16 protein-coding genes are annotated in these 18,983 nt (G+C 74.9%); 14 read left to right on the top strand and 2 right to left on the bottom strand.

The annotated features are described in order from the left end of the window. Positions 1 to 115: 115 nt before the first annotated feature. Positions 116 to 1,015, bottom strand: coding sequence for a HipA family kinase (locus tag ACWD4P_RS17205; RefSeq protein WP_359825471.1), 900 nt, complete (start codon positions 1,013 to 1,015; stop codon positions 116 to 118). Positions 1,016 to 1,106: 91 nt separating this feature from the next. Between ACWD4P_RS17205 and ACWD4P_RS17200 the strand changes: the two genes are divergently transcribed. The 9 genes from ACWD4P_RS17200 to ACWD4P_RS17160 all read left to right on the top strand — a co-directional run bounded on the left by ACWD4P_RS17200 (position 1,107) and on the right by ACWD4P_RS17160 (position 12,110). After that, on the top strand, positions 1,107 to 1,547 hold the full coding sequence (locus ACWD4P_RS17200; protein WP_449780136.1) for an SRPBCC family protein: 441 nt from the start codon (positions 1,107 to 1,109) through the stop codon (positions 1,545 to 1,547). Between the two features lie 244 nt (positions 1,548 to 1,791). Then, on the top strand, positions 1,792 to 2,946 hold the full coding sequence (locus tag ACWD4P_RS17195) for a glycosyltransferase (RefSeq protein ID WP_449780135.1): 1,155 nt from the start codon (positions 1,792 to 1,794) through the stop codon (positions 2,944 to 2,946). 396 nt (positions 2,947 to 3,342) lie between these two features. Next, positions 3,343 to 4,866 (top strand): sugar transferase, encoded by a 1,524-nt coding sequence (locus ACWD4P_RS17190; RefSeq protein WP_449780134.1) that lies wholly within the window; start codon positions 3,343 to 3,345, stop codon positions 4,864 to 4,866. A gap of 6 nt (positions 4,867 to 4,872) precedes the next feature. Next, positions 4,873 to 6,219 (top strand): O-antigen ligase family protein, encoded by a 1,347-nt coding sequence (locus tag ACWD4P_RS17185; protein WP_449780133.1) that lies wholly within the window; start codon positions 4,873 to 4,875, stop codon positions 6,217 to 6,219. Then, positions 6,216 to 7,961 (top strand): lipid II flippase MurJ, encoded by a 1,746-nt coding sequence (locus ACWD4P_RS17180; RefSeq protein ID WP_449780132.1) that lies wholly within the window; start codon positions 6,216 to 6,218, stop codon positions 7,959 to 7,961. Before ACWD4P_RS17185 ends, ACWD4P_RS17180 begins: the two co-directional genes overlap by 4 nt. Continuing rightward, entirely contained in the window at positions 7,951 to 8,787 is an 837-nt protein-coding gene (locus ACWD4P_RS17175) for a polysaccharide deacetylase family protein (RefSeq protein ID WP_449780131.1), read from the top strand. Before ACWD4P_RS17180 ends, ACWD4P_RS17175 begins: the two co-directional genes overlap by 11 nt. Then, positions 8,784 to 9,899, top strand: a complete 1,116-nt coding sequence (locus ACWD4P_RS17170) for a glycosyltransferase (RefSeq protein ID WP_449780130.1) — start codon at positions 8,784 to 8,786, stop codon at positions 9,897 to 9,899. Before ACWD4P_RS17175 ends, ACWD4P_RS17170 begins: the two co-directional genes overlap by 4 nt. 49 nt (positions 9,900 to 9,948) lie before the next feature. Beyond that, positions 9,949 to 10,953 (top strand): Wzz/FepE/Etk N-terminal domain-containing protein, encoded by a 1,005-nt coding sequence (locus ACWD4P_RS17165; RefSeq protein WP_449780129.1) that lies wholly within the window; start codon positions 9,949 to 9,951, stop codon positions 10,951 to 10,953. Continuing rightward, complete coding sequence (locus ACWD4P_RS17160) at positions 10,950 to 12,110, top strand: GNAT family N-acetyltransferase (RefSeq protein WP_449780128.1); 1,161 nt, start codon at positions 10,950 to 10,952, stop codon at positions 12,108 to 12,110. The genes ACWD4P_RS17165 and ACWD4P_RS17160 overlap by 4 nt, the downstream gene beginning before the upstream one ends. Before the next feature lie 4 nt (positions 12,111 to 12,114). On the opposite strand, the gene ACWD4P_RS17155 is transcribed toward ACWD4P_RS17160, so the two are convergent. Further along, positions 12,115 to 13,374 carry a glycoside hydrolase family 26 protein gene (locus tag ACWD4P_RS17155; protein ID WP_449780127.1) on the bottom strand — a complete coding sequence of 420 codons (1,260 nt, stop codon included), beginning with the start codon at positions 13,372 to 13,374 and terminating at the stop codon, positions 12,115 to 12,117. A 371-nt stretch (positions 13,375 to 13,745) separates the two neighbouring features. On the opposite strand from ACWD4P_RS17155, the gene ACWD4P_RS17150 reads away from it, so the two are divergent. The 5 genes from ACWD4P_RS17150 (at position 13,746) to ACWD4P_RS17130 (ending at position 18,942) form a co-directional block, all read left to right on the top strand. Next, positions 13,746 to 14,768, top strand: coding sequence for a PQQ-binding-like beta-propeller repeat protein (locus ACWD4P_RS17150; protein WP_359829404.1), 1,023 nt, complete (start codon positions 13,746 to 13,748; stop codon positions 14,766 to 14,768). 241 nt (positions 14,769 to 15,009) lie between these two features. Beyond that, positions 15,010 to 16,608, top strand: a complete 1,599-nt coding sequence (gene abc-f / locus ACWD4P_RS17145) for a ribosomal protection-like ABC-F family protein (protein ID WP_359829403.1) — start codon at positions 15,010 to 15,012, stop codon at positions 16,606 to 16,608. A gap of 327 nt (positions 16,609 to 16,935) precedes the next feature. Beyond that, entirely contained in the window at positions 16,936 to 17,169 is a 234-nt protein-coding gene (locus ACWD4P_RS17140) for a helix-turn-helix domain-containing protein (protein ID WP_049658450.1), read from the top strand. Between the two features lie 282 nt (positions 17,170 to 17,451). After that, positions 17,452 to 18,258 (top strand): enoyl-CoA hydratase/isomerase family protein, encoded by an 807-nt coding sequence (locus ACWD4P_RS17135; protein WP_359829402.1) that lies wholly within the window; start codon positions 17,452 to 17,454, stop codon positions 18,256 to 18,258. A gap of 195 nt (positions 18,259 to 18,453) precedes the next feature. Beyond that, positions 18,454 to 18,942, top strand: a complete 489-nt coding sequence (locus ACWD4P_RS17130) for an Asp23/Gls24 family envelope stress response protein (RefSeq protein ID WP_359829406.1) — start codon at positions 18,454 to 18,456, stop codon at positions 18,940 to 18,942. Positions 18,943 to 18,983: the final 41 nt, after the last annotated feature.

The following is an 18,983-nucleotide window of genomic DNA, read 5'->3' as shown; positions in this document are numbered from 1 at the left end:
CGCGTTTTGGCACCGACCGCTCGTCGGCGGTCGCCCCGCGATCACCCTGCGGCCGCCCGGAAGTCGCCCGGCGATCGCGGGCGGACGGCACCGACCGGGCCGCGCCCGGGCCCGGTCAGCCCTCGTCGAAGTGGTGCTCCCAGACCGTCTCCACCGACGGCTTGCCGTGCAGGTCCGGCACCTCCCGAAGCCAGGCGGGCCGCCCGGCCCTGGTCCGGGCCGCCTGCCGCCGCTCCGCCTCGCGCAGTTGGTCGGGGGTGGCGAAGCCCTCCGGCAGCCACTCCTCCGAGAGCACCACCCGGGCGGCCAGGTGGGTGACATAGGCGTGCCGGACGGCGTCCACCGAGTCGAAGCCGGGCTCGTCGGCCAGCCACTCGTCCGGGACCAGCGCCACCACCTCCTCCAGCAGCGGCACGGTGACCAGCGGTCCGAGCTCCTCGTCGGCCAGCCGGACGTCCGGGGCCGAGCCGCCGAGCGCGTGCGCGCTGAGGTCGTACCGCTTGCCGACCGCCGACCCGGCGCCCGCCCAGCGGTGGTGGAAGATCAGCGCGGCGCCGTTGTCGATCAGCCAGAGCCGGCCGTGCCAGACCACCAGGTTGGGGTTGTGCACGGTGCGGTCGACGTTGCCGGTCAGCGCGTCCAGCCAGACCACCCGGCCCGCCTCGGCCGAGTCCACCGCGATCATTCCCGGCCGGAAGTCCCGTGCGCCGGGCAGCAGGTCCATCCCGAGGTTGAGGCCGGCGCTGGCCTTGAGCATGTCCTGGATCTCGGCGTCCGGCTCGTCCGCGGCGACGGCCGGGTCGAAGTCCACCAGCCGCAGCTCCGGCACCCGCAGGCCCAGCCGCCGGGCCAGCTCGCCGACGATCACCTCGGCGATCAGCGCCTTGCGGCCCTGCGCGGCCCCGGTGAACTTGACCACGTACGTTCCCAGGTCGTCGGTCTCCACCACACCGGGGACGGAACCGCCGGCCCGCAGCGGGTCGACGTAGCGCACTGCAGTCACCAGATCGAGCACACCGGCCACCCTATCCCGCCGCGTCGCGGGCGTGAGCCTGTGATTGGCTAGCCGGACAGAGCGGTTCCCACCACATGAGGAGAGCAAGGTCATGGGACAGGTGCAGGCCACCACCGAGCGGGTCTACGACGCCGCCCCCGAGCGGGTGTACGAGGCGCTGGCCGACTACCAGGTGACCCGCCCGAAGCTGCTGCCCGCGCAGTACAGCGAGTACGAGGTGCGGGTCGGCGGCACCGGTGCCGGCACCCAGGTGCACTGGAAGCTCCAGGCCACCGAGAAGCGGGTGCGCGACTGCCTGTTCACCGTGTCCGCGCCCCAGCCGGACCAGCTGGTGGAGAAGGACGCCAACTCCAGCATGGTGATCACCTGGACCGTCGCGGCCGCCGGCGAGGGGCGCTCCAAGGTCACCGTGAACACGACCTGGCAGGGCGCCACCGGCATCGGGGGCTTCTTCGAGCGTACCTTCGCCCCGAAGGGCCTGAACCGGATCCACGACCAGGTGCTGGCCAACCTCGCCGCCGAGGTCCGCTGAGCCTCATCGGGGTCCGCTGAGCCTCACCGAGGCCCGTCCCGGTCCGCCGGGACCTCCCGGGCGCCGGAATCGCCAACCGCGCGATTCGCGCGCGTAGATCCATCGAAGCGGTCGAATCGCCCGGGAATTCGAGCGGCTCGGTCTCCCGTACGAGCCGAAAGCCGTACGGGTGGCCGAACCGCCACCTGCGGGTGACGGGGGCCGTCCGGCGCCGGTGAGCCACCCTAGGCTCGCCGCCGTGCATATGACGATCCTTCACATTTCACAGCCGGTGGACGGCGGGGTCGCCCGCGTCGTCGCCGATCTGGTCCGGGGTCAGCGGGAGGCCGGGCACCGGGTGCTGGTCGCCTGCCCGCGCGGCGGACGGCTGGCCGAGGAGGCCGCCGCGGTGGGCGCGCTGGTCCAGGACTGGCCCGCCCGGCGCCCGCCCGGCCCGGGCCTCCCCGCCGAGGCCTGGAGGCTGCGCCGGATCGTCCGCGCGGCCGCGCCCGACGTGGTCCACCTGCACAGCGCCAAGGCCGGGTTGGCCGGGCGGCTCGCGGTGCGCGGCACGGTGCCGACGGTCTTCCAGCCGCACGCCTGGTCCTTCGCCGCCGTCGACGGCGCGCTGGCCGCCGCCACCCTGCGCTGGGAGCGCTTCGCCGCCCGCTGGTCGCACCGGCTGCTGTGCGTCAGCGTCCAGGAGCGGGCCGACGGCGTGGCGGCCGGGGTGCACGCCGACTGGGCGGTGGTGCCCAACGGCGTGGACGTGCGCCACTACGCGCCCGCCGACCGCCGGGCCGCCCGGATCGCGCTCGGCCTGGACCTGGACGCCCCGCTCGCGGTGTGCGTCGGGCGGCTGTGCCGGCAGAAGGGCCAGGACGTGCTGCTGGCCGCCTGGCCGGAGGTGCTGCGCCGGGCGCCGCGGGCCCGGCTGGCGCTGGTCGGCGGCGGGCCGGAGGAGCAGCGGGTGGCCGAGCTGGTCCGGCGGACCGCCGAGCCCGCCCGGATCCGGCTGGTCGGGGACGTGCCGGATCCGCGCCCGTGGCTGGCGGCGGCCGACCTGGTGGTGCTGCCCTCGCGCTGGGAGGGGATGGCGCTGGCCCCGCTGGAGGCGATGGCGGCGGCCCGGCCGGTGCTGCTGACGGACGTGCCCGGTGCCCGGGAGTGCCTGCCGCCGGCCGAGCTCGCGCACGCGATCGTCCCGCCCGAGGACGCGCGGGCCCTCGCCACCCGAATGGGGGACGCGCTGTCGGATCCGATCGAATGCGAGCGGCGCGGTGCCGGGTTGCGCGACCACGTGGTCGGCCGGCACGACGTGCGCACCGTGGTCGAACAGGTGGACGTCCTCTATCGCCATCTGCTGGGCGCCGGACCGGCGTCGGGGCGCCGCCGGGCCCGTGTCCCGGAGCGGATCTGATCGTTTCACATGCCGTGAATGCCCGCCGTTTCCGGCGTTGTCGTATTCGCGTCCTCGACCGGATACGGAAGCGAGGCGTCAAATCCGAAATAACTATTAATGGGCGGCTGGAATGAAACGGCAAGTCAACTTCCGTCCTGTACGGCCCGGTTCGGTATTGTCGGATTTTGCCTGCTTCGTTCAGATTTCACGCCGGAAATTCACGGCTGAGCTTCGCATGACCGATTTCTTCCTGACCGGTCCCCCAGCGATCGGCCCCGCCGCCGGACATCCGAATGCCCTGAGCGGCAGCAGGCGATGTCAGGACCGCGCCCACCGGGCCGGGACGGCCGCCCCGCGCCAGCCGGTGCCGGGGCACCGCCACCCCGGGCACACAGCAGGGGAGATCGTGCGCTGATGACCATTGACCACGACAGTGTGCCGCGATCGGGTGGAGCCCTGTCCGGCCCCCGCCGGCCCGGCACCGGCCTGCTCGACCGGCCGGCCGGAGCGGCGACCCCCCGGGCGGTTCCCCCGCCGCGCCGCTCGCGAGGGCCGGTCCGCTCCCGGCTGGCCCTGTCGCTCGCCCTGGTCCAGGCCGACGTCATCGCGCTGTGCACCGCCGGCGGCATCGCCAACCGCGCCTTCGACCCGGCCGCCCCGCTCGACCCGCTGCTCGGCGTCCCCGCCGTCCTGCCCCTGCTGCTCCTGCTCAACCTGGCCGGCGGCCTCTACCGCTCCCGGCTCACCCTGTCCGTCCTGGACGAACTGCCCGCGCTGGCCGCCCGGGCCGTCGTCGCCACCGCCTTCGCCGTCACCCTGTCCGGCTGCCTCGGCGGCCACTGGCCCGACTGCGGTCCGGCCGGTCCGGCCCGGCTCACCGTCCTGCTCGGCACCCAGCTGCTGATCGCGGCCGTCGGCCGCGGCGTCCTCTACCACCTGGTCCGGCGGATCCGCCGCAGCCGCCCCAGCCCCGTCCTGGTCCTCGGCGCCGGCCGGCTCGGCCGCCGGATCGCCACCGCCCTGCGCGAGCACGGCGAGTACGGGATGCGCCCGGTCGGCTTCCTCGACGCCGACCCGCCGCTGCTGCCCGGCGACGCCGACCCGCCGGTGCTCGGCGGCCGCGAGGCGCTGGAGCGCGAGGTGCGCCGGCACGGCGTCCAGCACGTGATCGCCACCGCCGGTGCCGCCGACGAGGCCGAGACCGCCGCCACCCTGCGCGAGGCCGCCCGGCTCGGCTGCCAGGTCTGGCTGGTGCCCGCCCTGCGCGAGTACGGCTCGCTGCCCGCCGCCCCGACCGCCGACGCCGACCACCTGTGGGGCTTCCCCTGTCTACGGGTCGGCCGCCCCGCGATGCGCCGCCCCGGCTGGGCCGTCAAGCGCGCCCTGGACATCACCGTCGCCTCCGTGGGCCTGCTGCTGCTCGCCCCCGTCCTGGCGCTCTGCGCCCTCGCCGTCCGCTTCGACACGGGCCCCGGGGTGCTCTTCCGTCAGCAGCGCACCGGCCTGGACGGCCGGGTCTTCACCGTCCTCAAGTTCCGCACCCTGCGTCCGAGCAACGAGCACGAGTCCGCCACCCGCTGGAACATCGCCCAGGACCACCGGATGGGCGTCGTCGGCCGGCTGCTGCGCAGGAGCTCGCTGGACGAGCTGCCCCAGCTGTGGAACGTCCTGCGCGGCGACATGAGCCTGGTCGGGCCGCGCCCCGAACGGCCCTACTTCGTCATGCGGTTCGGCCAGGCCTACCCCGAGTACGCGGACCGCCACCGGGTCCCGGTCGGCCTCACCGGGCTGGCCCAGGTCAACGGCCTGCGCGGGGACACCTCCATCGAGGACCGGGCCCGCTTCGACAACCGCTACATCGAGAGCTGGAGCCTCTGGCAGGACGTCAAGATCCTGTGCCGCACCGCGGTCATCATGCTCCACCCGGACGGGAGCTGACCGCGCGTGGCCCTGACCCTGCCCGCCTTCCCCCGCCCGGCGTTACGCCGGGCCCTGCCCGCGCTCGCGGAGCGCACCAGCCCGCTGGCCGCGGCCACCGTCCTGCTGGTCTGCGTGCCCACCGGGGAGAAGGACGTCGCCGCGGCCGTCCACGTCACCGCCGCCGACCTCGCCTCGCTGGCGCTGGTCGCCCTCACCGGGCTCAACCTGCTGCGCGGACGCCTGCCCGCGATCGACCGCACCACCTGCGTCCTGTTCGGCGGGATCGTGGTCGCCGCCGCCGTCGCCACCGTGGGCTCGATCGACCCTGCGGCCAGTGTCACCGGGTTCGTCCGGCTCACCCAGGTGTTCGTCCTGGTCCCCGCCGCCGTCCTCTGCTCCCTGCGTGACCGCACCGACCAGCGCCTGGTCCTCGGCTCCTTCGTGCTCGCCGCGCTGATCCAGGGCGTGGTCGGCGCGAAGCAGTACCTCACCCACACCGGCGCCTCCTACACCGGCCAGCCGATCCGGGCCGTCGGCACCTTCGGCGCGCTGGACATCATGGCGATGTCCAGCGTGGTCAGCTACGGGCTGCTCGCCGCCCTCGCCCTGGGCCTCGCCGAGCGGGGAGCCGAGGGCAACGCCCGCCTGCGCCGCGCGATGTTCGCCTCCGCCGCCTTCCTCGCCTTCCCACTGGCCGTCTCGTTCAGCCGGGGCAGCTGGATCGCCACCGGCCTCGCCGCCACCGTGCTGCTGCTGCGCGCCGACGCCCGGCTGCTGGTGCGCGGCGCCGTCCTCGGCCTGGCCGCCGTGGTCGTCCTGGTCGGCGGCCTCGGCCTCGGCGGCTCCGGCGTCACCAAGCGGCTCGGCTCCATCGGCTCCGTCTCCGCCGCCCCCGACCAGTCCGTCTCCGACCGGTACGACCTGTGGTCCACCGCCGGACGGATCTGGCAGGACCACCCCGTGCTCGGCGCCGGACCCAAGGCCTTCCAGCAACTGCGCGACAGCCACGCCCCGCTGCGGCTGTCCTCCGGCAGCGACGCCGCCGACGCCACCATCGGCTTCCAGCGCGAACCGCTGCTCTCCCCGCACAACATGTACTTCCTGGTGCTCAGCGAGCAGGGCCTGATCGGCATCACGGCCTACGCCGCGCTCTTCCTCGCCCTGCTGCTCGGCTGCCTGCGCCACCGGCACGGCCCGGGGCTCGCCGCACTCGCCCTGCTCACCTGGGTGCTGTCCGACTTCCTGTACGCCGACATCGGCGGCACCACCACCGTGCTGACCTCCGTCGTCCTCGGCCTCGCCGCCCGCGCGGCCGCGCACCGCCCCGCGCACCCCGCCGCCGGGCCGGTGGTCACCGGGGCGGCCCGGTGACCACCGAACGGCCGGCCGCCGTCGCCCCCTCCGCCCTCCCGGCCCCACGCGGCGCCGTCCCCGCCGAGGAGCCTCCCGCCGAACCCCACCCGGCCCCGCGGCGCGGCTTCCTGGCGAAGGCCTTCGGCATCACCGCCGTGCTCAGCGCCGCCGGCTCCGGCCTCGGCCTGCTGCGCGACCTCCTGCTGGCCCGCTACTTCGGCGCCAACCAGGGCACCGACGCCTTCCTGGTCGCCTGGACCGTCCCCGAGACCGCGGCGCCGCTGCTGATCGAGGACGCCATGTCGTTCCTCATGGTGCCCGCCTTCGCCCTCGCCCTGGTGCTGCGCGAGGAGGACCCGGACGCCCCGGACCCGGTCCGCCAGCTGGTCCGCGCCACCCTGCCCTGGCTGCTGCTGGCGCTCAGCGGCCTCGCCCTGGCCGTCGCCCTGGGCGCCCCGCACCTGGTCGGACTGCTCGCCCCCGGCCTCCCCGACCCCGCGCTCGCCGTCACCTGCACCCGGATCACCGCGGTCACCGTGCTGCCCTTCGGGGTGGCCGGCTACCTGGCCGCCGCACTGCGCGCCCACCACCGCTTCACCGCCCCGGCCGGCATCTACGTCGCCTACAACCTGGGCATCCTCACCGTCCTGCTCTGCCTCCACTCCCACCTCGGCGTGCGCTCCGCCGCCCTCGGCGTCGCGGCCGGCAGCCTGCTGATGGCCGGCCTGCTGGTCGGCCCCTTCCTGCGCCGGCTGGGCCAGGGCCCGCCCGGCGCCGGCCGCGGCCGCCGCTCGCGCCGGGCCCTGGTGCTGATGCCGCTCGCCCTGCTGCCGGTGGCCGCCTTCACGCTCACCCGCCAGTCCCAGGTCTTCGTCGAGCGCTACCTCGGCTCGGCCCTGCCGCCCGGTACCATCTCGCACCTCAACTACGCCGCCAAGGTCTCCCAACTCGCCATGACGGCGGGCATCCTGATCTGCACCGTCACCTTCCCGCTGGTCGCCCGGGCGCTGGCGGCCGGGGACCTCACCGCCGCCCGCGACCGGGTGGAGAAGGACCTCGGCCAGGCGGCGGCGGTCGTCCTGCTCGGCACCGCCTTCCTGATGGCCTGCGCCCCCTCGGTGGTGTCGCTGCTGTTCGAGCGCGGCGCCTTCGGCCCGCACGACACCGCCGCCACCGCCGCCGTCATCCGGGTGTACAGCTTCGGCCTGCCTGCCCAGGCGCTGATCGGTGTGATGATCCGCCCGTACTTCTCGCTGTGCCCGGTGGTCCGCCGGGCCGACGACCCGGGCCCCGAGGAGGGCCGCCGCCCGCTGCTGGACTGGTACCCGGCCGCCGCGATGGTGCTCGGCCTCGGCGTCACCGTCACCACCGGCCTGCTCGCCACGCCCCGGTTCGGCGCCCTCGGGCTGGCGGCCGGCAACGCGGCCGGCATCACCGCCGCCGCCGCGCTGCTGCTGCGCGGACTGGTGCTGCGCGGCATCCCGCTGCGTCTGAACCGGGTCCTCGGCGGCCACGGCCGACTGGTGGCCGCCGCCGCCGGGGCCGCCGTGCTCGGCGCCGCCGGCGCCGGACTGGCCGCCGACCCCCTGCTCGCGACCCTCCTCGGGGGCCTCGTCGTGGTGCTGGCCTTCGCCGCCCTCGGCACCGGGCTCGGTGCCCGCGAGGTGCGCGGCCCGGTCCTCGCCGCCGCCCGGGCCCTGGGGCCCGGGCGGAACCCGCCAACCGCCGCCGAAGAAGGGAAGCGTCCCCATGGACAATGAACGGGGAACCGTCCGTTCGGCCGACGCGCCGCCGGACCGGGCGCGACCGCCCAGGAGCCCCCACCCGCTCGACGAACCGCCGCTCCCCGGCGCCGCCTCGCCGTGGATCCTGATGTACCACTCGGTGGCGGTCGAGAAGGAGGACCCCTACCGGCTCACCGTCAGCCCCGATCGGTTCGCCGAACAGATCGCCTGGCTGCACCGGAGCGGCCGGCGCGGCGTCTCCGTCCGCGAGCTGATGCGGGCCCGCGCCCTCGGCCGGGACGCCGGACTGGTCGGCCTGACCTTCGACGACGGCTACGCCGACTTCGCCCGGTACGCGGTGCCGATCCTCCAGGCGTACGGCTTCACCGCCACCGCGTACGTGGTCGCCGACCTGCTCGGCCGGGACAACGACTGGGACACCGAAGGCCCGCGCAAGCAGCTGCTCACCGTCCAGGAGGTCACCGAACTCGCCGCCGCCGGCTGGGAGATCGGCTCGCACGGCCTCGGCCACCGGGCGCTGCCCGGCCTGCCGCCCGAGGCCCTCGCCGTCCAGGCCCGGGAGAGCCGGCGGCTGCTGGAGGAGGCCGTCGGCGGCCGGGTCACCGGCTTCTGCTACCCGTACGGCGCCGTCGACCTCGCCGCCGCCCTGGCCGTGCGCGACGCCGGGTACGACCACGCCTGCGCCATCGCGCACTCCCCGCTCACCGGCCGCTTCGCCCTGCCCCGCTGCTACGTCGGCGACCGCGACGGCGCCTGGCGGCTGCGCGCCAAGCGGGGCCGGCACCGGCTGCGCGACACCATCACCGAGCTGCGCCACACCCGTCGGGAGCACCGGCCATGAGGGTGCTGCACATCGTCACCGGTCTGGCCGCCGGCGGCGCCGAGCGCCAACTCCACCTGCTGCTGCGGCACTTGCCGGCACACCAGCAGTGCGAGGTGCTCGCCCTGACCAACCCCGGCACGGTCGCCGCCGCGCTGCGCGCCGACGGCGTCACCGTCCACCACCTCGGCATGCGCGGCAACCGGGACCTCGGCGCGCTGCCCCGACTGGTCCGGTTGGTCCGGGCCGGCCGCTACGACCTGGTGCACACCCACCTCTACCGGGCGCAGCTGTACGGCCGGACCGCCGCCCGGCTGGCCGGGGTGCGCGCGGTGGTCTCCACCGAGCACTCGCTGCACGCCGGGGTGATCGAGGGCCGCCCGGTCACCCGGGGGGTCAAGGGCCTCTACCTGGCGGCCGAACGGCTCGGCAGCACCACCGTCGCGGTCTCCCGCCAGGTCGCCCAGACGCTGCGCTCCTGGGGCGTCCCGGCGGCCCGGATCGAGCTGATCCCGAACGGCATCGAGTCCTCCCGGTACCGCCTCGCGCCCGCCGAACGGACCGCCACCCGCCGCCGGCTGCGGGCCGAGCTGGGCCTGCCGCACGGGAGCTGGGTGATCGGCGGGGTGGGCCGGCTGGTGCCCGGCAAACGCTTCGAGGTCCTGGTCGAGGCGCTCGCCGAGCTCGACCCGGCCACCTGGCTGGTGCTCGTCGGAGCCGGCCCGGAGCGCGCCGCGCTGGAGCGCCGGGCCGAGGAACTCGGCGTGCGGGGCCGCCTGGTGCTCGCCGGGGAGCGCGACGACGTGCCCCGGCTGCTGGCCGCCCTGGACGTGCTGGCCGCCCCCTCCACCGCGGAGACCTTCGGCCTGGGCGTGCTGGAGGGCCTCGCGGCCGGGCTGCCGGTGCGGTACAGCGCCTGCCCGGCGCTCGACGAACTGCCGCCCGGCGCCGCCCCCCAGGCCCGCCGCGTGCCCTCCGAGGCCGCCGCCTACGCCGCCGCGCTGCGCGACCTGCGGCCGCTCAGCGGGCACATCGCCGGCCCGCTGCCGCACCCCCCGGCCGTCGGCCACTACGACATCGCCCGGGTCGCCCGCGACCTGGGCGCCCTCTACGACCGGCTGGCCCGCGGCTGACCGCCCGCCACCGCCGGAACCGCCGTACCAGACCCAAGGAGCAACACCCATGACCACACCGCGCCGAAGCGCCCGCCGCCGCCTGGTCCGCCGCTGGTGGCCGGTGGTGCTCGCGGTTCCGCTGGGCGCCGCGGCCGGCGCCGGGTACGCCCTCGTCGCGGACCCGTCGTACGCCGCCAACGCCTACGTCCTCGTGGTCGCGCAGAACCCCGGGGAGGCCGCGATCGCGACGAACTTCGCCCAGGCGTACGGACGGCTGGCCGGCCAGCCGCAGGTGCTCGGGGAGGCGGCCGCCGAGACCGGCCACACCCGCGCCGAACTGGAGTCCCTGGTGCACGGGACGACCTCCCCGGACGCCCCGATGATCGAGATCACCGGCACCGGGCCGCACCCCCAGGAGGCCGCCCTGACCGCCGACGCGGTGGCCCGCTCGCTGGTCGCGTTCGCCAACACCAGCAGCAAGGACACCAACGTCCGGCTGGTGACGCTGTCCCCGGCCGCCGCGCCGGACAGGCCGACCACGCCCTCCGGGAAGCTGGACGTCGCGGTCGGCGGCGCGGCCGGGCTGCTGCTGGGCGCGCTGGCGATGATGACCCGTCGCCGGGGCGGCGCGGGGACGCCGGAGGCCGCCGGGAGCCCCGAGATGCCGCGGATCCTGCGGGCCGCGCGGGCCTCTCGGACCGCGCCGGCCGCGCCCGCCGCGCAGCCCGAGGCGCCCGCCGCCTCCGCGCCGGCGGCGGTCCCGGCCGCCCCGCGCCCGCGCCGCGAGGAGCCGGCCGCGGCCGGGGCCACGGTCACGGCCTCCGCGCAGCCCAAGCCCAAGCCCAAGCCCGAACCCGAGTCCGAGTCCGAGCCCGAAGCGGCGAAGGCCGAGGGCGGGAGGGCCGGGAGCACCAAGGCCGCCGGGCGGACCGCGAAGAAGACCACCGTGAAGGCCGCCGCGAAGGCGGACGAGCAGAGCGGCGCCGCCGCCGCGCCGCCGGCGGCGGAGCAGCCCCCGGCCGACGCGCAGGCCCCCGCCCAGCGGAAGGCCCCGGCCGGGAGCGGCCGATGAGCACCGAGACCCGCAGAAGCGGCCTGCCCGCCCAGGCGAAGGCCCCGGTCTGGACCACCGAGCTGCGCCGCGAGGACGACGCCCTGGACGTCCTCGCCGAGGAGTGGGACGACCTGGCCGCCCGCTGCCGGACCGCGACCTTCTTCCAGGCCGCCGACTGGCAGCGCTCCTGGTGGCGTCACTACGGCCGCCCGGGCAGCCTGGTCGTGCTCCTGGTCCGCCGGGACGGCCGGCTGGTCGGCGCGGGCGCCTTCGTACGCCGCGGCGGACCGCTCGGCGGCCTGACCGGCCTCGGCGGCGGCCTGGTCGACTACACCGACGTCCTGCTCGACGACGAGTTCGCCGACCGGTCCGCCGCCGAGTTCGCCGCCGCGCTCCCGCTCACCCGCCCCTGGCACTGGCTGGAGCTGCGCGAGGTCCACCCGGAGGCGGCGGTGCACCGGGTGTACGGGCACTGGCGCGGCAGCCGCCGCCGCTACCGGGACTCGCTCTGCCAGTACCTGCCGGCCGTCCCGATGGACCGGCTGCTCAAACGGGTGCCCGGCAAGACCGCCCAGCGCAGCCGGGTGAAGCTCCGCAAGATCGCCGAGGCCGGGGTGAAGGTCCGCACGACCCCGGTGGCCGAGGTGCCGCAGGCGCTGGACGGGCTGCTGCGGCTGCACCAGCTGCAGTGGCAGGCGCGCGGCGTCACGCCCGAGCACCGCACCGAGCGGTTCGCCCGGCACCTGACCGAGTCCACCACCGGGCTGGTCGCCACCGGCAGGGCCGCCGTCCACCAGTTCCACCTGGACGGCCAGCTGGTCGCGGTGAACCTGCTGCTGCTCTGCCCCTCCTTCGGCGGGCTGTACATGTACGGCGCCCACCCGGTGCTGCGCGAGCGACTGGACATCGCCGGACTGCTGTTCGGCGCGGCGCTGGACGAGACGGTCGGCGCCGGTGTCCCGGTGCTCGGCCTGCTGCGCGGCCAGGAGCCGTACAAGCAGCGCTGGCGGCCGGACCAGCTCGCCAACCAGCGGCTGCTGCTCGGCCCGGCGGGGGCGGCACCGGCGGCCGCCGTCCGGGCCGTGATGGTGCGCGCCCGGCAGGCGGCGGTGCACCAGCTGAGCACCCGCTTCCCCCGGCTCAAGGAGGCGCTGCTGGCCCGCCGCCGCAGCTGACCCCTTAGTGCTTGGCGTGCCGGGCGCCCGTCGGTTTGGCGGTCGGTTTGGCGGTCGTCGGGCGGACCGACGGGGCCGCCGCCCTGCTCGGTGCGGTGCCGCCCCCGGGTACGGCGGGGGCGGCCGGTACGGCGGGGGAGTCCGGCGGGCCGGACGGCCCCGGCGCCGCGGGCGCCTCCGACGCCGGCGGGGCGGCGGGCGCGGTGGGCGCCTCCGCCGGAGCCGGGGCGCCCTTCGAGCCGGACATCAGCCGCTTGAACGCCTCCGCCGAGCGCGGATTGCGGTCGCACTGGAAGAAGCCGTGCGGACAGTAGTCGGTGACGGTCTGGTAGGCGGTGTCGTGGGTGCGGATCCATTCGACCATCCGCTTCACGTACTCGGGGTTGTCGCCGTTGCGGTACAGCCCCCACTCGGGGTAGGAGACCGGCTTGCCGCGCTTGGCGGCGAACTCCACCTGGTCCTGGAGGCCGTACGGCTCGCGCACGTAGTCGTCGAAGGTGCCGCCGGCGGGCTGGTCGTAGCTGTCCATGCCGATGATGTCGACCACGTCGTCGCCGGGGTAGCACTTGGTCCAGGGGACGGCGTCCAGGCCCCGGCTGGGGGCGAAGTCGAAGCGGAAGCGCTGCCCGGGCACCGAGCGCATCACCCCGACGATCCGCCGCCAGTACGTCTTCCACGCGGAGGGGTCGGGCTTGCAGCGGTGGGTGTAGGTGGTGCCGTTCATCTCCCAGCCGAGGGTGAGCACGGTGTCCGCGCCGCCCAGCGCGACCAGTCGGCGCGCGAGCTTGACGAAGTGCCCGTCGAAGTCCCCGCGCGCCCCCTGGGCGAGCAGCTCGGCGACCTCGTCGTCCGGGACGTTCGACTCGCTGGGCACCAGCATCGGCACGCCGAGCACCAGCAGCCGGGACGGGTCGGCCTGCCGCCACTGCGACCACAGGCCGAGCACCAGCGGCTCGCCCTCGATGTCGCTCCAGCCGTTGCCCGCCAGGTAGGTGTGGCCGACCTGCATGTTCGCGTCGCCCAGCCACTGGGCGTACTGGCCGATCTGCGGGATGTACTTGTCCCAGGAGCCGACGAAGGCGCCGAACGGCGGCTCGTGGCTCGGCCGCTGGACCGGCGGACGGGGGGCCGCGCCGCGTGGTTCGACGGCGTCCGAGGAGAGGGTGCGCCGTTCGGTCTGGCTGAACGGCGTCCCGGCCGGGACGCTGGCCGTGGCCATCAGCAGCAGGGTGGCGGCGGCCAGCGTCAGGCGGCCGATTCGCATGGTGCTCTCCTCGGGACGTCGCGTGGGAGGGGCGCCCGGTCTCGGCGTGGACGGACCGTGGCGCCCCGCTCGCAGACAGTAGGCCCGAAGGGGGACGAAAAAGCCGAATGTCACCCTAAAGTGGGCGCCGATCGAACGCCGTCTGTCGCAGCGGCCGGAGACCGGCGGTCGTGTGTATCAGATCTGTAACGGTCCCGCCGGGCTCCTCCGGCCCGCTCCGGCGCGACCGGCGGAGCGGCCGGAGCCCCGACGGCGCAGGTGGGCGGGTGGTCGTGCGGGGAGGGCGCGCGGGGCCGGGCGGACGCCCGGCGGGCCGGAGCGGCGCCGGAACCGGGCTGACTCGCGCGCCCGGTGACAGGTACGCTCCGGCCGTGTCCTGGAAGCCGCTGCGTGTACTGACCCCCCGCTCGATCCTGCCTGCCTCGGCGGTGATGCTGGTCCTTGCGGCGGGGGCGGCGGCGCACGCGAACAAGCCGGTGCCGTTCGGCGACCGGGTCGCGGGGCCCGGGGACGCGGAGGCGGCGCCGGTGAACTCCGAGACGCTCGGTTCGGCCGATCTCGACCTGCGGGTGGGGCCGGGCCTGGAGGCCTTCCACAAGCAGACCGGCGAGCAGGCCTGGTCCTACCGTCGGGAGGGCGCCGAGGCGCTCTACCTCGCGATGGCCGGCGACAACGCGATCGTGGTCTGGGACGACGGCCTGGTCACCTCGGTGCGCCCGGGCGACCACGAGGTGCGCTGGCACCGTGCGGTGCCCGGCCTGGCCGACTGGCTGCGCGGCGACGGCGAGCCGGGCGCCGCCCAGCGGACCGACGCCCAGCGCAAGGCGCTCGCCAAGCAGCGGGCCGCGGCCGCGCTGCACACCGTCCAGCGGGACGGCTCGCCCTGGCTGGCCCTGGTCACCCCGAACCTGACCATGGGCCTGCGCGACGCCGACGGCGACCTGCGCTACAACGACAAGCCCGCCGGCGGCTGCGTCTACGACCCGCTGCGCGCCGTCCACACCGACTACGCGGTGCTCATCCCGCGCACCTGCGCCAACAGCGGCGGGCAGGCCGTCTCCGGCGGCATCACCGGCTACCGGCTGGACAGCAACGGCTGGGCGACGAGCGCCGGCCCGACCGCCACGGTCAAGGTGCTGGACCGCAGCCGGGTGGAGATCACCGACGGTCCGATCGTCCCGCCCAAGGTGTTCGACACCAGGGCGGCCGCCCCCGAGACGCCCTGCGGCAGCGCCGACGCGCCGTTCGCGGCGGTCCGGCCGCTGGGCGGATGCGCGGCGGACGCGCCGATGGACCCGGTGGCCCCGGTCGATCCGGTCGATCCGGTGGTTCCGGCCGCCCCGTCCGCCACCGACGCCCCCGCGGCGGACCAGCCGGCCGCGCGGCCGCGGTAGCCGGGACGATCCGCGGCTCGGCGGTGTGGGCCGGGGGCTGCCGGATACCCCGGGACGGTACTTCCCCGGGGGTGGTGCGGGGCCCGGTAGACTTGCCGCCATGGCTATTTTCTCCGGGCAATAGCGGGTGGCGGCGCGACGAGGGCCGCGCCGACCGCCGATGAAGCCCCCCTCACGCCACCCCGGCCCCGGATGCGACGTACCCGGCCGCCCGCCCACGCCCCAGGAGTAGTCCCCAGCCATGATTTCCGCCAACGCCCTCGAACTGCGCGCCGGTGCCCGGATCCTGATCGAGTCCGCGAGCTTCAAGGTCGCCGCCGGCGACCGGATCGGCCTGGTCGGCCGCAACGGCGCCGGCAAGACCACCCTCACCAAGGTGCTCGCCGGTGAGGGCCTGCCCGCCGCCGGTACCGTCACCCGTTCGGGAGAGGTCGGCTACCTCCCGCAGGACCCGCGCACCGGCGACCTGGACGTCCTCGCCAAGGACCGCATCCTGTCCGCCCGCGGCCTCGACACCGTGCTGAAGAAGATGCGCGAGAACGAGGAACGGATGGCCAACGGCAAGGGCGCCACCCGGGACAACGCGATGAAGAAATACGCCCGGCTGGAGACCGAGTTCCTCACCAAGGGCGGGTACGCCGCCGAGGCCGAGGCCGCCACCATCGCCGCCGCGCTGGGCCTGCCGGACCGCATCCTCAACCAGCCGCTGCACACCCTCTCCGGTGGTCAGCGCCGCCGCGTCGAGCTGGCCCGGATCCTCTTCTCGGACTCCGACGTCCTGCTGCTCGACGAGCCCACCAACCACCTGGACGCGGACTCCATCGTCTGGCTGCGGGACTTCCTGAAGACCTACAAGGGCGGCTTCATCGTCATCTCGCACGACGTCGACCTGGTCGAGACGGTCGTCAACAAGGTCTTCTACCTGGACGCCAACCGCTCCTGCATCGACGTCTACAACATGGGCTGGAAGCAGTACCAGCAGCAGCGCGAGGACGACGAGAAGCGCCGCAAGCGCGAGCGGGCCAACGCCGAGAAGAAGGCCGCGACCCTCAACGCCCAGGCCGACAAGATGCGCGCCAAGGCGACCAAGACGGTGGCCGCGCAGAACATGGCCCGCCGCGCCGACAAGCTGCTGTCCGGCCTGGAGCAGGTGCGCCAGAGCGACAAGGTCGCCAAGCTGCGCTTCCCGGAGCCGGCCCCCTGCGGCAAGACCCCGCTGACCGCCAGCGGCCTGTCCAAGTCCTACGGCTCGCTGGAGATCTTCACCGACGTCGACCTGGCGATCGACCGCGGTTCCCGGGTCGTCGTGCTGGGCTTCAACGGCGCCGGCAAGACCACCCTGCTGCGGATGCTGGCCGGGGTGGAGCAGCCGGACACCGGCGAGGTGATCCCGGGCCACGGCCTGAAGATCGGCTACTACGCCCAGGAGCACGAGACGCTGGACCCGGACCGCAGCGTGCTGGAGAACATGCGCTCGGCCGCCCCGGACACCGACCTGGTGCAGATCCGCAAGATCCTCGGCTCCTTCCTGTTCTCCGGCGACGACGTCGACAAGCCGGCCGGGGTGCTCTCCGGTGGTGAGAAGACCCGTCTGGCGCTGGCCACCCTGGTGGTCTCCTCCGCCAACGTGCTGCTGCTCGACGAGCCCACCAACAACCTCGACCCGGCCAGCCGCGAGGAGATCCTGGGCGCGCTGCGCGAGTTCTCCGGGGCGGTCGTGCTGGTCACCCACGACGAGGGCGCGGTCGAGGCGCTCGACCCGGAGCGGATCATCCTGCTGCCGGACGGCGTGGAGGACCTCTGGAACCCGTCCTACGCCGATCTGGTCTCTCTGGCCTGACCGGAAGTAGACGCAAGATCCGCTTTTCGGATGAGAATATCTAGTCCTTTCGGCGTGTCAGGGAATGAAGTAGACCTGGATTCCGTTTAAGGACTTTCCGTCGGCCCGCCACGTGATCGTGGTCGGGCCGACGCTGCTGATCAGCTATTTCCTGGCATTCGGCGGTATCCGCCCGGGGGCGTGCACTCTACGTGAGCGCCCTGCTGCGCTCGGATCACCACCGGCGGACCACGCATTTCCGACATCGACCTTGTCGAATGGGTGGCCAGGAAGCGGTGGATGGGTGATCATGGGAATCTGACCGAGCAACGCTACGAGGAGGCACGGGTGGCCGAGACTCTGAAAAAGGGCAGCCGGGTGACCGGTGCCGCGCGTGAGAAGCTCGCGGCCGATCTCAAGAAGAAGTACGACTCCGGGGCGAGCATTCGCGCTCTCGCGGAGGAGACCGGTCGTTCGTACGGCTTCGTGCACCGGATGCTGAGCGAGTCCGGAGTGATCCTCCGGGGCCGCGGCGGTGCCACGCGGGGCAAGAACAAGGCGACTGCCGGGGCCAGTTCCTGACGGTTCGTCGGCCAATGGCCGGATGGCGCGGCGGCAGGGCGCCGACCGAGGAGACGGCAGTCGGCACAACCGACTGGGCGTCCGCCCTCGGGTCGAGCGGACCGGCCGCCGATCGTCATGTCCGGGGTGTCCTCCGTCCCCCGTCCTCCGTTCCTTCCGCTCTCCGTGTCGATTCCGGCGGGCGCCTGGGGGTCCGCCGATCTTTCCCGCCAGGCCCCTGCCCTCGTGCGTCGAGTTTTGTTACTCTCCGGTAGCCAAGTCCCTCGCCACCGGAGGTCCTCCATGACCGCTCCCGCCACCGACCCGCAGGCCCCGAGCTGGGAGCGGGACGGCGTCCGACTGGAGATCGACGGCGAACTCGCCGTCGTCACCCTGTGCGAGCCCAAGCGGCGCAACGCCCAGTCGCCCGCGCTCTGGCGCGCGCTCGCCGCCGCCGGGCGCGAGCTGCCCGGCAGCGTCCGGGTGGTGCTGCTGCGCGCCGAGGGGCTCTCCTTCTCCGCCGGGCTCGACCGGGCCATGTTCACCCCCGAGGGCATCCCCGGCGAGCCCACCTTCCTCCAGCTCGCCGCCGCCACCGACCAGGAGCTGGACGAGGCCATCGCCTCGTACCAGGAGGCCTTCACCTGGTGGCGCCGCCCGGACCTGATCTCCATCGCGGTGGTCCAGGGCCACGCCGTCGGCGCGGGCTTCCAGCTGGCCCTCGGCTGCGACCTGCGGGTCGTCGCCGAGGACGTCCGGTTCGCGATGAAGGAGACCTCGCTGGGCCTCGTCCCGGACCTGGCCGGCACCAAGCCGCTCACCGAACTCGTCGGCTACGCGCGGGCGCTGGAGATCTGCGCGACCGGCCGCTGGGTGGGGGCCGAGGAGGCCGCCGCGATCGGGCTGGCCAACCTGGCGGTGCCGGGCGAGGAACTGGACGGCGCCGCCCGCGACCTCGCGGCCGCCCTGCTGGCCGCCCCCCGCGGCGCGGTGATCGAGACCAAGGCCCTGTTGCAGGGGGCCGCCGGGCGCTCCTTCGACGAGCAGCGTTCGGCCGAACGGGCGGCGCAGGCCCGCCGGCTGCGGGAGCTCGCCGGGATCGGCGACTGACCGCACGGCGGCGACGCGGGCCCGGCCCCGGGGGGATCTCCCCGGGGCCGGGCCCTTTCGCTTGCCCGGGCGCCGCCCGCCGGTGCTCGGCGGGCGGGGATCGTGGCGAAATGCCAGAGTTGGTGAGGTTTGCGATATAGCTGGAGCCGTACGACGGGAGAAGCACCCATGCCTGACACTCCGACGCCCGCGACCATGCACAAGCACACCGGCGGCAGCAGCACCCCGAACCCCGGCCCGCAGGGGTCCGGCGGCGGTGCCAGGCCGGCGGAGGAACGCGGCCGCACCGCGCTGGCCGTCGGCGTGGTGGAGAAGATCGCCGGAATGGCGGCCCGCGAGGTGACCGGGATCCACGCGCTCGGCTCCGGACTCGCCCGCACCTTCGGCGCGATGCGGGACCGGGTGCCCGGAGGCAAGCCCAGCGTCGGGCGGGGCATCAAGGCCGAGGTCGGCGAGAAGCAGACCGCGATCGACATCGCCCTGGTGGTCGAGTACGGCGTGGTCATTCCCGAACTCGCCCGCCAGGTACGGGAGAACATCATCGGCGCGGTCGAGCGGATGACCGGCCTCGAAGTCGTCGAGGTCAACATCGCGGTCAATGACGTCCACCTCCCGGACGAACCGGAGTTCGAGGAGGAAGAGGAACCGGTGGCGGTGTCCGGGCAGCGGCCGAAGCTCAAGTAGCGCGTCCGGCGGCACGACAGAGGGCCCGGCGGGACGGCGGG

The sequence above is a fragment of the Kitasatospora sp. NPDC002543 genome (assembly GCF_053594915.1).
This window is presented reverse-complemented; position numbering and strand designations above follow the sequence as displayed.

What these genes read in the sequence shown, in the direction of transcription:
- ACWD4P_RS17200 (WP_449780136.1), top strand. Translation starts at nt 1,107, where the DNA reads ATGGGACAGGTGCAGGCCACCACCGAGCGGGTCTACGACGCCGCCCCC.
- ACWD4P_RS17195 (WP_449780135.1), top strand. Translation starts at nt 1,792, where the DNA reads ATGACGATCCTTCACATTTCACAGCCGGTGGACGGCGGGGTCGCCCGC.
- ACWD4P_RS17190 (WP_449780134.1), top strand. Translation starts at nt 3,343, where the DNA reads ATGACCATTGACCACGACAGTGTGCCGCGATCGGGTGGAGCCCTGTCC.
- ACWD4P_RS17175 (WP_449780131.1), top strand. Translation starts at nt 7,951, where the DNA reads ATGGACAATGAACGGGGAACCGTCCGTTCGGCCGACGCGCCGCCGGAC.
- ACWD4P_RS17170 (WP_449780130.1), top strand. Translation starts at nt 8,784, where the DNA reads ATGAGGGTGCTGCACATCGTCACCGGTCTGGCCGCCGGCGGCGCCGAG.
- ACWD4P_RS17165 (WP_449780129.1), top strand. Translation starts at nt 9,949, where the DNA reads ATGACCACACCGCGCCGAAGCGCCCGCCGCCGCCTGGTCCGCCGCTGG.
- ACWD4P_RS17160 (WP_449780128.1), top strand. Translation starts at nt 10,950, where the DNA reads ATGAGCACCGAGACCCGCAGAAGCGGCCTGCCCGCCCAGGCGAAGGCC.
- ACWD4P_RS17155 (WP_449780127.1), bottom strand. Translation starts at nt 13,374, where the DNA reads ATGCGAATCGGCCGCCTGACGCTGGCCGCCGCCACCCTGCTGCTGATG.
- abc-f (WP_359829403.1), top strand. Translation starts at nt 15,010, where the DNA reads ATGATTTCCGCCAACGCCCTCGAACTGCGCGCCGGTGCCCGGATCCTG.
- ACWD4P_RS17135 (WP_359829402.1), top strand. Translation starts at nt 17,452, where the DNA reads ATGACCGCTCCCGCCACCGACCCGCAGGCCCCGAGCTGGGAGCGGGAC.
- ACWD4P_RS17130 (WP_359829406.1), top strand. Translation starts at nt 18,454, where the DNA reads ATGCACAAGCACACCGGCGGCAGCAGCACCCCGAACCCCGGCCCGCAG.